This window comes from Streptomyces sp. WP-1 (assembly GCF_030450125.1).
Taxonomy (GTDB): domain Bacteria; phylum Actinomycetota; class Actinomycetes; order Streptomycetales; family Streptomycetaceae; genus Streptomyces; species Streptomyces incarnatus.
In genome coordinates this window covers 1,694,039-1,711,006 of sequence record NZ_CP123923.1, presented here as the reverse complement: position 1 = coordinate 1,711,006, position 16,968 = coordinate 1,694,039, and the positions used below count along the sequence as shown (strand labels likewise).

General features: G+C 72.8%; 14 protein-coding genes. 10 read left to right on the top strand and 4 right to left on the bottom strand.

Annotation, left to right across the window (positions count from 1 at the left end):
- Positions 1-46: 46 nt before the first annotated feature.
- Entirely contained in the window at positions 47-1,297 is a 1,251-nt protein-coding gene (locus tag QHG49_RS07245; RefSeq protein WP_301487946.1) for an FAD-dependent monooxygenase, read from the bottom strand.
- Positions 1,298-1,365: 68 nt separating this feature from the next.
- On the opposite strand from QHG49_RS07245, the gene QHG49_RS07240 reads away from it, so the two are divergent.
- The 5 genes from QHG49_RS07240 (at position 1,366) to QHG49_RS07220 (ending at position 5,960) form a co-directional block, all read left to right on the top strand.
- Entirely contained in the window at positions 1,366-2,292 is a 927-nt protein-coding gene (locus tag QHG49_RS07240) for a LysR family transcriptional regulator (protein WP_301487945.1), read from the top strand.
- Positions 2,293-2,680: 388 nt separating this feature from the next.
- Positions 2,681-3,973, top strand: coding sequence for an alpha/beta fold hydrolase (locus tag QHG49_RS07235; RefSeq protein ID WP_159706257.1), 1,293 nt, complete (start codon positions 2,681-2,683; stop codon positions 3,971-3,973).
- Between the two features lie 96 nt (positions 3,974-4,069).
- Positions 4,070-4,705 (top strand): MBL fold metallo-hydrolase, encoded by a 636-nt coding sequence (locus QHG49_RS07230; RefSeq protein WP_159706259.1) that lies wholly within the window; start codon positions 4,070-4,072, stop codon positions 4,703-4,705.
- A gap of 46 nt (positions 4,706-4,751) precedes the next feature.
- Positions 4,752-5,531 carry an exodeoxyribonuclease III gene (locus QHG49_RS07225; RefSeq protein ID WP_145486365.1) on the top strand — a complete coding sequence of 260 codons (780 nt, stop codon included), beginning with the start codon at positions 4,752-4,754 and terminating at the stop codon, positions 5,529-5,531.
- 15 nt (positions 5,532-5,546) lie between these two features.
- Positions 5,547-5,960, top strand: a complete 414-nt coding sequence (locus tag QHG49_RS07220; protein ID WP_145486364.1) for a DUF6278 family protein — start codon at positions 5,547-5,549, stop codon at positions 5,958-5,960.
- Between the two features lie 638 nt (positions 5,961-6,598).
- On the opposite strand, the gene QHG49_RS07215 is transcribed toward QHG49_RS07220, so the two are convergent.
- Entirely contained in the window at positions 6,599-7,057 is a 459-nt protein-coding gene (locus QHG49_RS07215; protein ID WP_370530437.1) for a hypothetical protein, read from the bottom strand.
- 142 nt (positions 7,058-7,199) lie between these two features.
- On the opposite strand from QHG49_RS07215, the gene ggt reads away from it, so the two are divergent.
- Positions 7,200-9,008 carry a gamma-glutamyltransferase gene (gene ggt, locus QHG49_RS07210; RefSeq protein WP_301487939.1) on the top strand — a complete coding sequence of 603 codons (1,809 nt, stop codon included), beginning with the start codon at positions 7,200-7,202 and terminating at the stop codon, positions 9,006-9,008.
- Positions 9,009-9,076: 68 nt separating this feature from the next.
- Here ggt and QHG49_RS07205 read toward each other — a convergent pair whose 3' ends face one another.
- Positions 9,077-11,632 (bottom strand): ATP-dependent Clp protease ATP-binding subunit, encoded by a 2,556-nt coding sequence (locus tag QHG49_RS07205; protein WP_301487937.1) that lies wholly within the window; start codon positions 11,630-11,632, stop codon positions 9,077-9,079.
- Between the two features lie 174 nt (positions 11,633-11,806).
- Positions 11,807-12,583 (bottom strand): type I methionyl aminopeptidase, encoded by a 777-nt coding sequence (map, locus tag QHG49_RS07200; protein WP_301487935.1) that lies wholly within the window; start codon positions 12,581-12,583, stop codon positions 11,807-11,809.
- 88 nt (positions 12,584-12,671) lie between these two features.
- On the opposite strand from map, the gene QHG49_RS07195 reads away from it, so the two are divergent.
- From QHG49_RS07195 to QHG49_RS07180, 4 genes are all read left to right on the top strand, one after another.
- Positions 12,672-12,923: a helix-turn-helix domain-containing protein gene (locus tag QHG49_RS07195; RefSeq protein WP_145486360.1), complete on the top strand. Its 252-nt coding sequence runs from the start codon at positions 12,672-12,674 to the stop codon at positions 12,921-12,923.
- A 223-nt stretch (positions 12,924-13,146) separates the two neighbouring features.
- Complete coding sequence (locus tag QHG49_RS07190) at positions 13,147-13,989, top strand: nitrilase-related carbon-nitrogen hydrolase (RefSeq protein ID WP_159706265.1); 843 nt, start codon at positions 13,147-13,149, stop codon at positions 13,987-13,989.
- Between the two features lie 29 nt (positions 13,990-14,018).
- The gene (locus QHG49_RS07185) at positions 14,019-15,272 is read left to right on the top strand and encodes an aspartate aminotransferase family protein (RefSeq protein WP_145486470.1); all 1,254 of its coding nucleotides are present in this window, start codon (positions 14,019-14,021) and stop codon (positions 15,270-15,272) included.
- A 56-nt stretch (positions 15,273-15,328) separates the two neighbouring features.
- Positions 15,329-16,906, top strand: coding sequence for a PucR family transcriptional regulator (locus QHG49_RS07180; protein ID WP_301487930.1), 1,578 nt, complete (start codon positions 15,329-15,331; stop codon positions 16,904-16,906).
- Positions 16,907-16,968 lie beyond the last annotated feature (62 nt).

The following is a 16,968-nucleotide window of genomic DNA, read 5'->3' as shown; positions in this document are numbered from 1 at the left end:
CGCCTGGGCCGCCACCGCCGGGTGGCCGGGCGGACGGTAGCGGGCGTCACGGGACCGGCGACGGAGTGTTCCGGTCGTCGTCGGGGAAGGTGATGCCCATGCCGATGCGTTCCTTGCTGCCGGCGGCCAGAGTGGTCATGACGCGTCGGAGCGGGGGCAGGTTGGAGAGCCGGATCTGCTGCATCTGCAGCCAGAAGCGGGGGCGGGTGACGTAGACGTTCCCGCCGCGGCGCGCGCGTTCCTGGCAGTCCGCGACGAAGGGCCGCATCCGCCGGTCGTAGCGGGCGAACGCGAGGTGGTGATCGCCGTGGGCGGCGGCCAGTTCACCGGCCAGGACGTAGGCGCCGACGATGGCCAGGGTCGTTCCCAGACCGGAGGCGGGTGAGGCGCAGTAGCCCGCGTCTCCGACGAGCGCGACCCGTCCGAGGTGCCACGAGTCCATGTGGACCTGGCGCAGATCGTCGAAGTAGAAATCGGGGCTGCCCGTGACCTCGTCGAGCAGACGGTCGGTCTGCCAGCCGTCACCGGCGAAGTGAGAGCGCAGCAGCGCCCGTAGGCCCTCGTCGTCGTACTGGTCGACGTCGAGGTCCGGGTCGGTTCTGGTGAACATCACGCGAGTGGAACCCGCGCCGGCGAAGTAGCAGACCCGACGATCCGGTCCCGCGGCGTAGAAGGTCTCCCAGCGGTCGTAGCCCAGGAAGTTCGGGACCGCCCCGATGGCGATGTAGCGCCCGAGCCGGTGCAGGCGGTGGCTGTCCGCCGGGAACGCGATCGACCGGGTGGCGGAGCGGATGCCGTCGGCGCCCACCACCAGGTCGAACTCCCTAACCGAGCCGCTCGCGAACGCGACGGTGACCGCTGTGCCGGTCTGTTCGAGTGCCACCGGGTGATCACCGTAGACGTACTCGGTGGTGGCACGGGTGCTGTCCAGTAGCAACGCTGCCAGGTCCATGCGCATCAACTCGATGCCGGGGCCGCCCGCGACTCCGCCCGTGAAACTGAACGCGGTGGTCCGGGCCAGGGTCCGGCCGCGGGCGTCGACGAAGTCCATGCCCCGGATGCCGGTCCGGGCGGCGCGCGCGGCGTCGAGCAGCCCCATTTTCGTCAGCACGTCGACGGCCCTGCCGTGCACGTCGATCGCCTGACCGCCCCCGCGCACCTGCCGCGACCGCTCGACCACCGTCGGGGTGAAGCCGTGGCGGGCGAGCCAGAACGCCAGGGTCGGTCCCGCGATCCCGGCACCGACGATCAGGACCCGGCTGTTGCGCACGCTGACTCTCGGTTCGGTTTCTCCCATGCCAACGAGCCTCATCCACAGGGCCGTTCGCGTCCAACGATGAACGGCGCTGATTACAATCAACGATTGTGATCGGTCTGGAGCTTCGGCAGCTGGAGTACTTCGTCGCCGTGGTGGAGGAGCGGAACTTCACCCGGGCGGCGGCACGGTTGCACGTGGTGCAATCCGCGGTCTCGGCCGGACTCAAGACGCTGGAGAGGCAGCTGCGGGCCGAACTCGTCCACCGCACCTCCCGCGAGGTGTCCCTGACCGAGGCCGGTCGCGCCCTGCTTCCACGGGCCCGCGACACACTCACGGCGGCCCGGGCCGCCGTCGATGCCGTCGACGAGGTCCAGGGCGGGATCCAGGGCGAGGTCCGTGTCGGGGTGATGGCCTCGCTGCCCGACATCGATCTTCCCGCCGCCCTGGGCCGGATGCACGCGGACCACCCACGGGTGCGGGTGCGGCTCAGCCACCGGCCGGGCGGTTCCCGCGAGCTCGCCGACGACCTGGCCGCCGGCCGTCTCGATCTGGCCCTGCTGTCCGAGCCCGGCCCCACCGGTCACCGCCTGCGGCTGACCCCGCTCGTGTCCGTCGGCATGCACCTCGTCGTGGCCCCGGCACATCCCCTGGCGGGCCGCGGAGCAGCGGCCCTGGCCGAGCTGGCCGACGACCTCTTCGTCGACTTCCCGATCGGCTACGGCTGCCGGTCGATCGTCGACCGCGCGTTCACCGCGGCCGGGCGGTCCCGCTACGTCTCCATCGAGGTGACCAACGCCGAGACGGCCACGGCGTACGTGCGCAACGGGTTGGGGGTGGCGATCCTGCCCGACGCCTACATCGGCCCATGCCCCACGCTGCGCATCATCGGCCCGGGCAGTGACAACCTGACCTGGTCGTTGTCGCTCGCAACCGCCAAGAACCGGCGCTCCGGCGCCGCGACGGACGTGCTGGCAGCGATGATCGAGGAAACGGCACGCCGGCGCACGACCGAGCGACAACGCGCCGCGCCGTGACTCAGCCGAGCCAGTGCTCGTACCGCCGCACGGCCAGGACGATGACCGCTGTCCGGCCGGGCGGCCGGGCCCGCCGGCGCGGACCTGTCGCCTTTCAGACGGTTGCGCAGGCGGTCGGCGAGGTGGCCGACGGCGCTCGTGGACAGCGGCAGCCGGCACTGCTGAATCAGGGAGCCGGCGTCCCCGGCGTATGCGTTGGTGGTCTCCACACAGGTCTTGAGCATCACTGGCGCCACAAACTCCGCACCACGGGAAACGACGTCCGAGAACGCCGTCCGCCGGGGCGCCATGGCCTTCCGCCGTGCCCGTGGTGCCGAACGGCGAGGGCCATGAGCCGCCGGGTTCCCCGGCCGTGTGAGGGCTCGTGGGACGTGAGAGGGTCTTGGGCGTGAGCGAGACACCACCGAACACCCTGCAATACCGCCTCGACGGGCCGGAAGAGGCCCCCGTACTGATCCTGGCTCCCTCACTGGGCACCACCTGGCACATGTGGGACCGGCAGATCCCGGAGCTGGCCGAGCAGTGGCGGATCTTCCGGTTCGATCTGCCCGGGCACGGCGGGGCGCCCGCGCATCCGGCCGGGTCCGTGGGGGAGTTGAGCGCCCGGTTGCTCGCGACCCTGGACTCGCTCGGTGTGCAGCGCTTCGGGTACGCCGGCTGCGCGCTCGGCGGTGCCATCGGGATCGAGCTGGCCCTGCGCCACCCCGAGCGGCTGGCCTCGCTCGCGCTGGTCGCGGCCTCGCCCCGGTTCGGGACGGCCGACGAGTTCCGGCAGCGCGGTGTGATCGTACGCACCAACGGCCTGGACCCCATCGCCCGGACCTCGCCGGACCGCTGGTTCACCGGCGGGTTCTCGGCGGCGCAGCCCGCGATCACCGAGTGGGCGGTGCAGATGGTGCGCACCACGGACCCCGGCTGCTACATCGCCTCCTGCGAGGCCCTCGCCGCGTTCGACGTGCGGGCCGAGCTGGGCCGCGTCGCGGCCCCGACGATGGTCCTGGTCGGCTCCGAGGACCAGGTCACCGGCCCGGCCGAGGCCCGCACCCTGGTCGCGGGCATCCCCGACGCCCGGCTCGCGGTCGTGCCCGGCGCCTCCCACCTGGTCCCGGTCGAGCAGCCGGCCGCCGTCACCGATCTGCTGGTCCACCACTTCTCCACGGCCTGGCAGCAGCCGTACGACACCGGGCAGATCGCCCTGCCGGGGGCGCAGGTCACGGCGCCGCTGCCGATGGTGCCGCCGCAGGCCGTGGTCCCGGTCGCGGAGATCGCCCCGCCCGCCGCCGCGCCGCCCGCGGACCGGGCCGACCGGTACGAGACCGGGCTCAAGATCCGGCGCGAGGTGCTCGGTGACGCGCGCGTCGACCAGGAACTGGCCGGAGCGGACCGGTTCTCCGGGGACTTCCAGGAGTTCGTCACCCGCTACGCCTGGGGTGAGATCTGGGACCGGCCGGGCCTGGACCGCCGTACCCGCAGCTGTATCACGCTCACCGCGCTGATCGCCGGCGGTCACCTGGACGAACTCGCCTCCCACACCCGCGCCGCCCTGCGCAACGGCCTCACTCCCGACGAGATCCGCGAGATCCTCCTGCACACCGCCCTCTACTGCGGCCTCCCCGCCGCCACCAGCGCCTTCAAGGTGGCCCAGCGGATCATCCAGGAGGAGACGACCCCGGCGGAGTGAGCCCGGACGGCCACGGGGCGCGCGGGACCCGCCCCACGGGCGCCCCGCGGCCCACCCCCGGGCGTCCCCGCGCCCCCTCGGGCAGGATGGTGAGGCATGAAGCTCACCAAGAAGTCCCATGCCTGCGTCCGGGTGGAGAAGGACGGGCAGGTGCTCGTCATCGATCCTGGGGGGTTCAGCGAGGAGGACGCCGCGCTCGGCGCGGACGCGATCCTCGTGACGCACGAGCACGCGGACCACTTCGACGAGTCCCGGCTGCGGACGGCGATGGAGGACAACCCGGCCGCCCGGATCTGGACGCTGCGGTCCGTCGCGGACAAGATCGCGGCGGCGTTCCCGGGCCGTGTGCACACCGTCGGGCACGGCGACACCTTCACCGCCGCCGGCTTCGACGTACAGGTGCACGGCGAGCTGCACGCCGTGATCCACCCGGACATCCCGCGCATCACCAACGTCGGCTACCTCCTCGACGGCGGGAAGATCTTCCACCCCGGCGACGCCCTCACCGTCCCGGACCGGCCCGTCCAGACGCTGATGCTCCCGGTCATGGCCCCCTGGAACAAGATCGCCGAAGTGATCGACTACGTCCGCGAGGTGCGCCCCCAGCGCGCCTACGACATCCACGACGCCCTGCTCACCGACCTGGCCCGGCCGATCTACGACCACCAGATCGGCGCCCTCGGCGGCACCGACCACCAGCGGCTCGCCCCGGGCGCCTCGGCCCCGGTGTGAGGCGGGGCGGGACGGGTTGTCGTACCCGCCAGGTAGGTTGTGGAGCATGCGCATCGCGACCTGGAACGTGAACTCGATCACCGCCCGCCTCCCGCGCCTGCTGGCCTGGCTGGAGAGCAGCGGCACCGACGTGCTCTGCCTCCAGGAGGCCAAGGTCGCCGAGGAGCAGTTCCCGGTCGAGCCGCTGCGCGAGCTGGGCTACGAGGCCGCGGTGCACGCCACCGGCCGGTGGAACGGCGTGGCGGTGCTCTCCCGCGTCGGCCTGGCCGACGTCGTCAAGGGACTGCCCGGCGACCCCGGCTACGAGGGCGTGACCGAGCCCCGCGCCATCTCCGCCACCTGCGGCCCCGTCCGCGTCTGGTCGGTGTACGTGCCCAACGGCCGCGAGATCGACCACCCGCACTACGCGTACAAGCTCCAGTGGTTCGAGGCCCTGCGCGCCGCCGTCCTCGGCGACGCCCAGGGCAGCCGGCCCTTCGCCGTCCTCGGTGATTACAACGTGGCGCCGACCGACGACGACGTCTACGACCGGGCCGCCTTCGAGGGCGCCACCCACGTCACCCCCGCCGAGCGCGCCGCCCTCACCGCCCTGCGCGAGGCCGGCCTCGACGATGTCGTACCGCGCCCGCTCAAGTACGACCACCCGTTCACCTACTGGGACTACCGCCAGCTCTGCTTCCCCAAGAACCGCGGCATGCGTATCGACCTGGTGTACGGCAACGCGGCCTTCGCGGGCGCCGTCAAGGACGCCTACGTCGACCGCGAGGAGCGCAAGGGCAAGGGCGCCTCCGATCACGCGCCCGTGGTGGTCGACCTCGACGTGTGATGCCACGCTGGGTCCATGAACCTTCCGTTCCTGGGCCCACGGCACAAGAAGCACCCCGCGCTGCCCGCCGACCCCGAGTCGGTGACCGCGCTGCTGTCCGAGTGCGATCTGCTGCGCGCCCAGGCGGCCCGGGGCGGCGTCCGCCTGGACGACACCCCGGCCTCCCTGGAGGCCCTGGACCAGATGGTCCCGCGCTGGCGCGAGGACGCCGAGACGCTGCCCTGGCTCGGCCATGACGCCGGGCTGTACCTGGGCACCGTGGTGGTGCGCACCGTACCCGGCGCCGCCTGGCGGATCAGCGCCGGCGGCGAGCCCGTGCTGCGCCTCGCCTCCGGCCGCGAGGTGGAGGTGGTGGACGCGGGGCGCCAGTGGGCCGCGACCGGCGTGCCCGAGCTGTCCCAGCTGTACGCGGAGATCGCCGAGGTCTGAACCCCCGGCGGCCCCGGGACCACGCCCTCCTCCCCACTCCCTCCTCGCCGTGCCCTCCCCACCACGGCCTTAAAATACGGCTAATGCCGGAAAGGCCGTGTCGCCCCCCGACTCCCGGGCCCGGCTGGATAGTTTGCGGCGACCACCACCCAGCGGAGAGTGGAGTAGGGCTGCGTATGGCCGTCGATCCGTTGATCGAACCGAGGAACGGCGTCTGGAAGAAGGCGCACCAGGCAACGCGCACCGGCCGGTTCACCCGGCGCCCCGTCGATCCCCGTCCGTCACCCGCCTTCGCGGCCCACCCGTTACCGGGGTCCGCGGACGCGTCCGGCATCCGGCCCCGGCGACCGCCCGCGGGCCCTCGGACAGGCCCTGTACCCATGCCGGGAACCCCGGCCCCCGACCTCTCGACTACGATGGTGCGTTCCGCCCCGTGGTGAGGTGATCAAGCCCCACCGCACCGGGACGGAGGCACTGCCGCCGGTTGGGGACCCCATGGCCCCCGCACCGTGAGAGGGGCGGCAGTTCACACGGGCCAGGCTCGTCCGGCGGCAGCCGGAGATCACTGCTCGCACCGGCGAGGAGAAGGTCAGCTGCGCCGGACGAGTTGCGCTCGACGGGCCGTCACCGCCCGCGCCTCACGCGGACCCCGCGGGCTCCGGCTCGGGCAGCGGCAGCGGAGAGCGCGCCGCCCGGCTCACCTCCGCCACCAGTTCCACCATGTCCAGCCCGTACGCCCCCGAGTTGAGAACCTTCAGCAGGAGGACGAACGCGCCGGTGCCGTACTTGCGGGCCAACCGCTCGTGACGGCGGGTGAGATGGCGGGTCGCGTCCTGATGGGTGATCGCGCTCCGGCCGCAGAACAGGAACACCGGACGGGCCCGGCCCTCGGTGGTGACCCGCGCGAGCAGCACGTACTCCACACCCCCCCGCTCCATCCGGTACTCCCGCGCGCCGACGCGGAACGTGCCGCGCTCGGCGACCGGTTCGGCATCGGTGGCGATCCGCAGCCCCGGCGTGCGGGCCGGCCGGCCCAAGGAGGCGGAGAGGGCGGGCGCCACCAGGCCCAGGACGATGTGGCGCACGTCCTCGGGCATGGCCGGGCACGGTAGTGGGCCAGAGTGTCCTGGGCGTACCGGTGTTCGAACTGTGACGGTCGTGTGGCGAGCGGCCGAGGGGTACTGTCGCTAGTGTGACAATCTGGCTACGCTGCGCTGATTGTCCCGACGGGAGGTACGGATGGGTCGTCCAGGCACGCGGAGACTGGCGGTTCTGACGGTGGTGTCGGCCGCCGTGGTGACGATGGGGGCCGCGGCGCCGCCGCCCGCCCCGAAGACGGGCGAACCGGCCGGCAAACAGCCGGTGGCCGTGGGCTACGGCGGTGCCGTCGCCAGCGTCGACAAGGACGCCACCGCCGCCGGCATCGAGGTTCTCAGGAACGGCGGCAACGCGGTGGACGCCGCCGTCGCCACCGCCGCCGCGCTCGGCGTCACCGAGCCCTACTCGTCCGGCGTCGGCGGAGGCGGCTACTTCGTCTACTACGACGCGCGGACCCGCACGGTCCACACCATCGACGGCCGCGAGACGGCACCGCGGAGCGCCGACTCCGACCTGTTCGTGGAGAACGGCAAGCCGCTCTCCTTCAACGACGCCGTCAGCAGCGGACTCAGCGTCGGCACCCCGGGCACCCCCGCCACCTGGCAGACCGCCCTCGACCAGTGGGGCAGCCGGAAACTCGGCAGCGTCCTGAAGCCGGCCGAACGGCTCGCCCGCGACGGCTTCACCGTGGACGACACCTTCCGCTCGCAGACCGCCGACAACGAGACCCGGTTCCGCTACTTCCCGGACACCGCGAGGCTGTTCCTGCCCGGCGGCAAGCTGCCCGCCGTGGGCTCGACCTTCAAGAACCCCGAACTCGCCAAGACCTACGAGGAGTTGGCGAAGAAGGGGATGGGGGCGATCTACCACGGCGACATCGGCGACGACATCGTCAGGACCGTCGAGCACCCGCCCGTGGACCCGGCCTCCGGCTGGAACGCCCGCCCCGGCAAGCTCGCCGAGAAGGACCTCGCCGTCTACCGCGCCAAGCTCCAGGCGCCCACCAGGACGTCGTACCGCGGGCTCAACGTCTACTCCATCGCCCCGTCCTCCTCGGGCGGCACCACGGTCGGTGAGGCGCTCAACATCCTGGAGAGCTCCGACCTGTCGAAGATGAGCGAGGCGCAGTACCTGCACCACTACATCGAGGCCAGCCGGATCGCCTTCGCCGACCGCGGGCGCTGGGTCGGCGACCCCGCCTACGAGAAGGTCCCCACCCGCCAGTTGCTCTCGCAGAAGTTCGCGGACTCGCGGGCCTGCCTGATCAAGGACGACGCGGTCCTCACCAGCCCGCTCGCCCCCGGCGACCCGTACCACCCGAAGGGCTGCGCCCGGGGCGGCAAGGCGGCGCCGACGACGTACGAGGGCCAGAACACCACCCATCTCACGGTGGCCGACAAGTGGGGCGACGTCGTCTCGTACACCCTCACCATCGAGCAGACCGGCGGCAGCGCGATGACCGTGCCCGGCCGGGGCTTCCTGCTCAACAACGAGCTGACGGACTTCTCCTTCACCCCGGCGAGCCCCTCCGTGCCCGACCCGAACCTGCCCGGTCCGGGCAAGCGGCCGCGCTCCTCGATCTCGCCGACGATCGTCCTCGACGGCCACAACCGGCCCGTGGTGGCGCTGGGTTCGCCCGGCGGCGCGACCATCATCACCACCGTGCTCCAGACCCTGACCGAGTTCCTCGACCGGCGTCTGCCCCTGGTCGACGCCATCGCCGCGCCCCGCGCCAGCCAGCGCAACGCGGCCCAGACGGAACTCGAACCCGCCCTGTACGACAGCCCGTTGAGGCAGCAGCTGGAGGCCATCGGCCACCACTTCACCCTCAACCCGGAGATCGGCGCCGCCACCGGAGTGCAGCGGCTGCCGGACGGCAGATGGCTGGCCGCGGCCGAGAAGGTACGACGCGGCGGCGGCTCGGCGATGGTGGTCGACCCCACCCCGTAGGAGCCGTACGCACGACGTGCGCGAAGGTGCCGGGGGCGGCTGGCCCCCGGCACCTTCGCTTACGGGTCTCATCCGGCGGGCGGGGCCTGCGCGGCCTCCGGCGGCGGGGGTGTCAGGAAGTCCAGCTGCCCGTCCTTGACGTCCACCGTGACCCGGCCGCCCTCGGTGACCGTGCCGTTCAGCAGCAGCCGCGACAGCCGGTTGTCCACTTCGCGCTGGATGGTGCGGCGCAACGGCCGGGCGCCGTACTCCGGTTGGTAGCCGCGCTCGGCGATCCAGTCGACCGCCGCGTCCGTGAACCGCACCGAGACGCCCTGGCCGTCCAGCAGCCGCCGGGTGCTCTCCAGCAACAGGTCGGTGATCTGCCGCAGTTGCTCGCTCGTGAGCTGCCGGAAGACCACGATCTCGTCGATGCGGTTGAGGAACTCGGGCCGGAAGTGCTCGCGCAGCGGCCGCATGATCTGCTCCCGCCGCGCCTCCTCGTCGGCCTCCGCGCCGCCCGGCCCGAAGCCGATCCCGGCGCCGCGCCGGGTGATCGCCTCGGAGCCGAGGTTGCTGGTCATCACGATGACCGTGTTGGTGAAGTCGACCGTGCGGCCCTGGGAGTCGGTGAGCCGGCCGTCGTCCAGCACCTGGAGCAGGATGTTGAAGACGTCCGGGTGCGCCTTCTCCACCTCGTCGAGCAGCAGCAGCGAGTACGGGTGCCGGCGCACCACCTCGGTGAGCTGCCCCGCCTCCTCGTGGCCCACGTAGCCGGGCGGGGCGCCGACCAGCCGGGAGACGGTGTGCCGCTCCTGGTACTCGCTCATGTCGAGGCGGACCATGCGGTCCTCGCTGCCGAACAGCGCCTCGGCGAGCGCGCGGGCCAGCTCGGTCTTGCCGACACCGGTCGGGCCGAGGAAGAGGAAGCTGCCGATCGGGCGGGAGGGGCTGGCGAGCCCGGCGCGCGAGCGCAGCACGGCCTCGGCGACCACCGCGACGGCCTCCTCCTGGCCGACGACCCGCTGGTGGAGGTGGTCCTCCAGACCGAGCAGCCGTTCCTTCTCCTCCTGGGTGAGCCGGCTGACCGGGATGCCGGTCTGCCGCGAGACGACCTCGGCGATGGACTCCGCGGTCACCTCCAGCTGCCCCTCGTCGGCCTGCTCGCCCCCGGACGCCTCGGCGATACGTTCCTTCAGCTCGGCGATCCGGTCGCGCAGCTGCTTGGCCTGCTCGTAGTCCTCGTCGGCGACCGCCTGGTCCTTGTCCCGGACCAGCTGGTCCACCTCGCGCTCCATCGCCCGTACATCGGTGCCCTTGGTGCGGGCGCCGAGCCGGACCCGGGCGCCCGCCTGGTCGATCAGGTCGATCGCCTTGTCCGGCAGCCGCCGGTCGGTGAGATACCGGTCGGACAGCTCCACGGCGGCGACGAGCGCCTCGTCGGAGTAGCGGACCTGGTGATGGGCCTCGTAGCGGTCGCGCAGCCCGCGCAGGATCCCGATGGTGTCCTGCACGGTCGGCTCGGGCACCAGGACCGGCTGGAAGCGGCGGGCCAGCGCCGCGTCCTTCTCGATCCGGCGGAACTCCTCCAGGGTGGTCGCGCCCACGATGTGCAGCTCGCCCCGGGCCAGCGCGGGCTTGAGGATGTTGCCCGCGTCCAGCGCGCCGCCCTCGCCGCCGGAGCCCGCGCCGACGACGGTGTGCAGCTCGTCGATGAACACGACCAGCCGGTCGGAGTTGGCGCGGATCTCCTCCACGATGTTGTTCAGCCGCTCCTCGAAGTCGCCCCGGTAGCGGGTGCCGGCCACGACCCCGGTCAGATCGAGGGCGACCACCCGCCGCCCGGCCAGCTGGTCCGGCACGTCCCCGTCGGCGATCCGCTGCGCGAGGCCCTCCACGATGGCCGTCTTGCCCACGCCCGCGTCGCCGATCAGCACGGGGTTGTTCTTGCCGCGCCGGGACAGCACCTCGACGGTCTGCTCGATCTCGGTGTCCCGGCCGATCACCGGGTCGACCCGGCCCTCCCGGGCCAGGTCGGTCAGGTCACGGCCGTACTTGTCCAGGGTGGGCGTGCCGGTGGCCCGCTGCCGCTCCACGCGCACCTGGCCGGTGCCCTCCGGCGGCTCCGGCGGCAGCCCGCTCGCCGGGAAGCGGGCCGCGTGCAGGATGTGCCCTGCGGCCGAGTCCGGGTTCGAGGCCAGCGCGCTGAGCACATGTTCCGGGCCGATGTAGCCCGCGCCGCTGGAGCGGGCCATGTCGTGCGCGTCCAGCAGTGCCCGTTTCACCGCGGGGGTCAGGGACAGCGAGGTCGGCGGCGGTACCTCGCCCGGCGGGTGCCGCACCGGTCCCGCCCGGTCGTCTATCTCCGTGGCGAGCGAGTCCGGATCGGCCCCGGCCCGGGTCAGCAGGCTCCGCGTGGGCTCCGTGGAGACGGCCGCGCGCAGCAGGTGCTGGGTGTCCAGGTCCCGGCTGCCGTGCTCGGCCGCGTACTGCGCCGCCCCTTTGACCAGCTCCCGCGCCGGCTGGCTGAGCAGCCGGCCGATGTCGATGTGCCGCGGGCCTGGCGCGCTGCTGCCTCCGGCGGCGCCGCTGAAGAAGCGGGCGAGGAATTCGCCGAAGGGGTCAGGAGGGTAGCCGTTGGTCATGGCGATGCTTTCCTTCGCTGACGGTGGCTCCGCCGGGTAACCGGGGTGGGGCTGCTCATGCCCACGATGGCATGAAGTGTGGGGGTGGGCATGTTCGCCCAAGAGGGGGGGTGAGCGCGGTTGCACGGCGGCCTGCGGGTCCGTCTCGGTTGATCGCGCAGTTCCCCGCGCCCCTCAGGTCGGGACGCGTGCCGTGAGGATCCGGGGACCCCGCTCCGTGATCGCCACCGTGTGTTCCGCGTGGGCCGCGCGGGAGCCGTCCGTCGTGCGCAGGGTCCAGCCGTCGGGGTCCTCGCGGTACTCGTCGCGGCCGCCGCCGATCAGCATCGGCTCGATCGCCAGGACCAGGCCGGGGCGCAGCGGGAAGCCGCGGCCGGGGCGGCCCTCGTTGGGGACGCCGGGGTCCTCGTGCATACGGCGGCCGATGCCATGGCCGCCGAAGTCCTGCGGGACGCCGTAGCCCGCCGTACGGCAGACCCGGCCGACGGCGTGGGCGATGTCACCGACGCGGTTGCCGACCACGGCCGCCGCGATGCCGGCCGCCAGGGCCCGCTCGGCGGTGCCGACCAGCCGTACGTCCTCGGGGCGCGCGCGGCCCACCGTGAAGCTGATCGCCGAGTCGCCGGCCCAGCCGTCCAGCAGGGCCCCGCAGTCGATCGAGACCAGGTCGCCGTCGCGCAGCCGGTACCCGGTGGGGATGCCGTGCACGATCGCGTCGTTCACCGAGGCGCAGATCACCGCGGGGAACGGGGTCGGGGCGAAGGACGGGCGGTACCCGAGGAAGGGCGAGGTCGCCCCCGCCGCCCGCAGCACCTCCCGTGCGACCTCGTCCAGCTCCAGCAGCGAGACCCCCACGTCCGCCACCTTGCGTACGGCACTCAGGGCCTGCCCGACGACCTGGCCCGCGGCATGCATCGCGTCGACGGACGCGTCCGTCTTCAGTTCCACCATGCCAATTACTATACCGGTATTTGTATTGGGGTCCCGCGCGAGGGCAGGCGGTATTTGAATGGGGGAGCGCGGCGGGCACAATGGACGCATGGTGCGCACCCCCCTCACCCCCGAAGAGCACGAGCGCGGCGAGCGGCTCGGCCGGCTGCTGCGCGAGGCGCGCGGTGACCGCAGCATGGTCGAGGTCGCCGCCGCGGCGGGCGTCTCGGCCGAGACCCTCCGCAAGATCGAGACCGGCCGCGCCCCGACCCCGGCGTTCTTCACGGTGGCGGCGCTGGCGCGAGTGCTCGGCCTGTCGATGGACGACCTGGCGGTGCACTGCGCGCTGGTCGCCATCTGAACGAACGGCGCTCAAGCGCCCCGCCAGGGGTGCGGGGAACCGCGCGACGAGCCGCGGCGGACCCGCGGCGCCCAGGGCCGAAGCCCCCGCTCGCCCACCGGAGTGTGAATCGGCGGGTTGGCGGTGATGGTCTTGGCAAGGCGGCCCAGGAGGCTTACGTTCGTGCCTCTACGGCCTGCTCTACGGGCGTAGAGGCTCTGACGTCATGTCGAAGGAGCGGCTCATGGCCGACGTCGTCCGCGCCGCGCTGGTCCAGGCCACCTGGACCGGCGACACCGAGTCCATGGTGGCGAAACACGAGGAGCACGCCCGGGAGGCGGCCCGGCGGGGCGCGCGGATCATCGGGTTCCAGGAGGTGTTCAACGCCCCCTACTTCTGCCAGGTCCAGGACCGGGAGCACTTCCGGTGGGCCGAGCCCGTGCCCGACGGGCCGACCGTACGGCGGATGCGAGACCTCGCGCGGGAGACCGGGATGGTGATCGTCGCGCCGGTGTTCGAGGTCGAGCGGTCCGGGTTCTACTACAACACCGCCGCCGTGATCGACGCCGACGGCACCTACCTCGGCAAATACCGCAAGCACCACATCCCCCAGGTCGAGGGCTTCTGGGAGAAGTACTACTTCCGCCCCGGCAACATGGGCTGGCCCGTCTTCGGGACCGCCGTCGGCAAGGTCGGCGTCTACATCTGCTACGACCGCCACTTCCCCGAGGGCTGGCGGCAACTCGGCCTCGGAGGCGCCCAGTTGGTGTACAACCCCGCCGCCACCCACCGGGGCCTGTCCGCCCACCTCTGGCAGCTGGAGCAGCCCGCCGCGGCCGTCGCCAACGAGTACTTCGTCGCCGCCATCAACCGGGTGGGCCAGGAGGAGTACGGGACCAACGACTTCTACGGCACGTCGTACTTCGTGGACCCCCGCGGCCGGTTCGTCGGCGAGACCGCGGGCGACGAGGGTGAGGAACTCCTCGTCCGCGACCTGGACTTCGCACTCATCGACGACGTACGGCAGCAGTGGGCCTTCTACCGCGACCGCCGTCCCGACGCCTACGAAGGGCTGGTGCAGCCGTGAGCGACCTCTACTCCCGCCACCGCAGGGTGATGCCCGACTGGCTCGCCCTCTACTACGACGACCCGATCGAGATCACCCACGGCGAGGGCCGCCACGTCTGGGACTCCGACGGCAACCGCTACCTGGACTTCTTCGGCGGCATCCTCACCACCATGACCGCGCACGCGCTGCCCGAGGTCACCAAGGCGGTCGGCGAACAGGCCGGGCGCATCCTGCACTCCTCGACCCTCTACCTCAACCGCCCGATGGTGGACCTCGCCGAGCGCATCGCCCAGGTGAGCAACATCCCCGACGCCCGCGTCTTCTTCACCACCTCCGGCACCGAGGCCAACGACACCGCCCTGCTGCTCGCCACCACGTACCGGCGCAGCAACACCGTCCTGGCCATGCGCAACAGCTACCACGGCCGCTCCTTCTCCACCGTCGGCATCACCGGCAACCGCACCTGGTCCCCGACCTCGCTGTCCCCGCTACAGACCCTCTACGTGCACGGCGGCGTCCGCACCCGGGGCCCCTTCGCGCACCTGGACGACCGCGCCTTCACCGACGCCTGCGTCGCCGACCTGAAAGACGTCCTCGGCCACACCCGGCCCCCGGCCGCGCTGATCGCCGAACCCATCCAGGGCGTCGGCGGGTTCACCTCGCCGCCCGACGGGCTGTACGCCGACTTCCGCGAGGTGCTGCGGGAACGCGGTGTCCTGTGGATCTCCGACGAGGTGCAGACCGGCTGGGGCCGCACCGGCGACCACTTCTGGGGCTGGGGGGCGCACGCCGCGAGCGGCCCGCCGGACATCGTCACCTTCGCCAAGGGCATCGGCAACGGCGCCTCCATCGGCGGTGTCATCGCCCGCGCCGAACTCATGAACTGCCTGGACGCCAACAGCATCTCCACCTTCGGCGGCACCCAGCTCACCATGGCCGCGGGTCTCGCCAACCTCGCCTACCTCCTCGACCACGACCTCCAGGGCAACGCCCGCCGGGTCGGCGGCCTGCTCATCGAGCGGCTGCGGGCCGTCGCCGCCCAGCTGCCCGGGGTGCGGGAGGTCCGCGGGCGCGGGCTGATGATCGGCATCGAGCTGGCGAAGCCGGGCACCGACGAGGCCGATCCGCAGGCGGCCGCCGCCGTCCTGGAGGCGGCCCGCGCCGGTGGCCTGCTCATCGGCAAGGGCGGCGGCCACGACACCAGCGCGCTGCGCGTCGCCCCGCCGCTGTCGCTGACCGTCGCGGAGGCCGAGGAGGGCGCCGCCGTCCTGGAGGACGCGCTCAGGAGCGCCTACGCGTAACAAACGCGTACGACACCAAGGGGACACCTGGCACTGCCGAGCAAGGGGATACGGCCATGACCACCACCTCCGCCTCCCGTCCCGCCGCCCCGCCGGAACCCGCCCTCTCCGTGCGCCAGGTGCTCACGCTGGAACGGGTGCTCGCCGGGGAACCCGAGGTGGTGGCCGGCGCCGGCGGCCTCGACCGGGCGGTGCGCTGGGTGCATGTCGCCGAGGCCGCCGACGTGGGCGTGATGCTCACCGGCGGCGAGATGGTGCTCACCACCGGCGTGCTGCTCGCCGGGGACGAGACCCGGCAGGCCGAGTACATAAGGTCCCTGCACCGCGCCGAGGCCGCCGCCGTGGTCCTCGGCCTCGGGCGGGCCTTCCCCGCCCCGCCCGAGGTGATGCGCCGCGCCGCCGAACGCTGCGGCCTGCCCCTGGTCGTGCTGCACCGGCCCTTCCCCTTCGCCGAGCTGACCGAGGAGGTGCAGTCCCGGCTGGTACGGCGCAAGTTCGCGGCCGTCAGCCTGTCCGAGGCGGTCCGCACCGACCTCACCGCGCTGATCACGGCGGGCGCCCCGCTCCAGCGGCTGCTCGACGAGGTCGCCCGGCACAGCGCCTGCCCCGTCGTCCTCACCAACCTCGCCCACCGCGTCCTCGCCACGGCGGGGGAGCGCTCCGCCGTGGACGACGTGCTGCGCGACTGGGAGCGGGTCGCCCGGCAGGCCGGCGGCGGCGCCCTGGACGCCTGGATCAGCGCCGAACTCGGCGGCCGCGGCGAGCGCTGGGGGAGGCTGCTGCTGTGCGGCTACCGGGGCGAGACGGCCACCGGACGGCTGCTCGCCGACCGCGCCGCCGAGGCCCTGGTGCTGCACCGCATGCTCGGCGGCTCCGCGCTGAGCTGGGAGGAGCAGTCCGCGCAGAGCCTGCTCACCGACCTCGTCTCCGGTGTCGTACCGGCCCGCCAATTGCTGCCGCGCGCCCGCGCCGCCGGGCTGCCGGTCAATCTGCGCACCTTCGTGCCACTCGTCGTCCCGGGCGCCGAACCCGCCGTACTGGACCGGCTGTTGCGGGTGCTGGGCCTGTCCGGGCTCGCCGCCGAACTGGCCGACGGAGTGACCGCCGTACTGCTCAGCCTGCCGCGCGACCGGCCCGCCGACGCCCTCACCGCGCTCTTCGCGGCCCGGCTGCGGGAGGGCACCGGGCGGCCGGACGCCGTGGTCGCCGCCGCCGACCCGCGCACCGGCTGGGACGAGGTGCCCGCGGGACTGCGCGAGGCCCGCCATGTCGCCGAGGCCGTCGCAGGCTCCGCCGCCGCCCTCGGCCTGCCCGCCGTCGTCCGCCTCAAGGACGTCCATCTGCGGGGGCTCGTACGGCTGTTGCGGGAGAACCCGCATGTGCAGTCGTTCGCGGAACGGGAGTTGGACGGGCTGCTGCGCGGGGCCGAGCCCGAGTTGCTCGAAGTGCTGCGCACCTACCTCGCCACCGGCCGCAACAAGTCCCGCACCGCCCGGCTCCACCATGTCTCCCGGCCCGCGCTCTATCGCCGCCTGGAGGCCATACAGGGCCGCCTCGGCGTCGACCTGGACGACTTCGAACAGGCGGCCTCCGTGCACATCGCGCTGCTCGCGCATGACGCGCAACAACGCTGAAACCTGTGACCACCTGGGAAAACGGCGGTGAAACATGGGCCCGCGCAGACATGACACGGTGG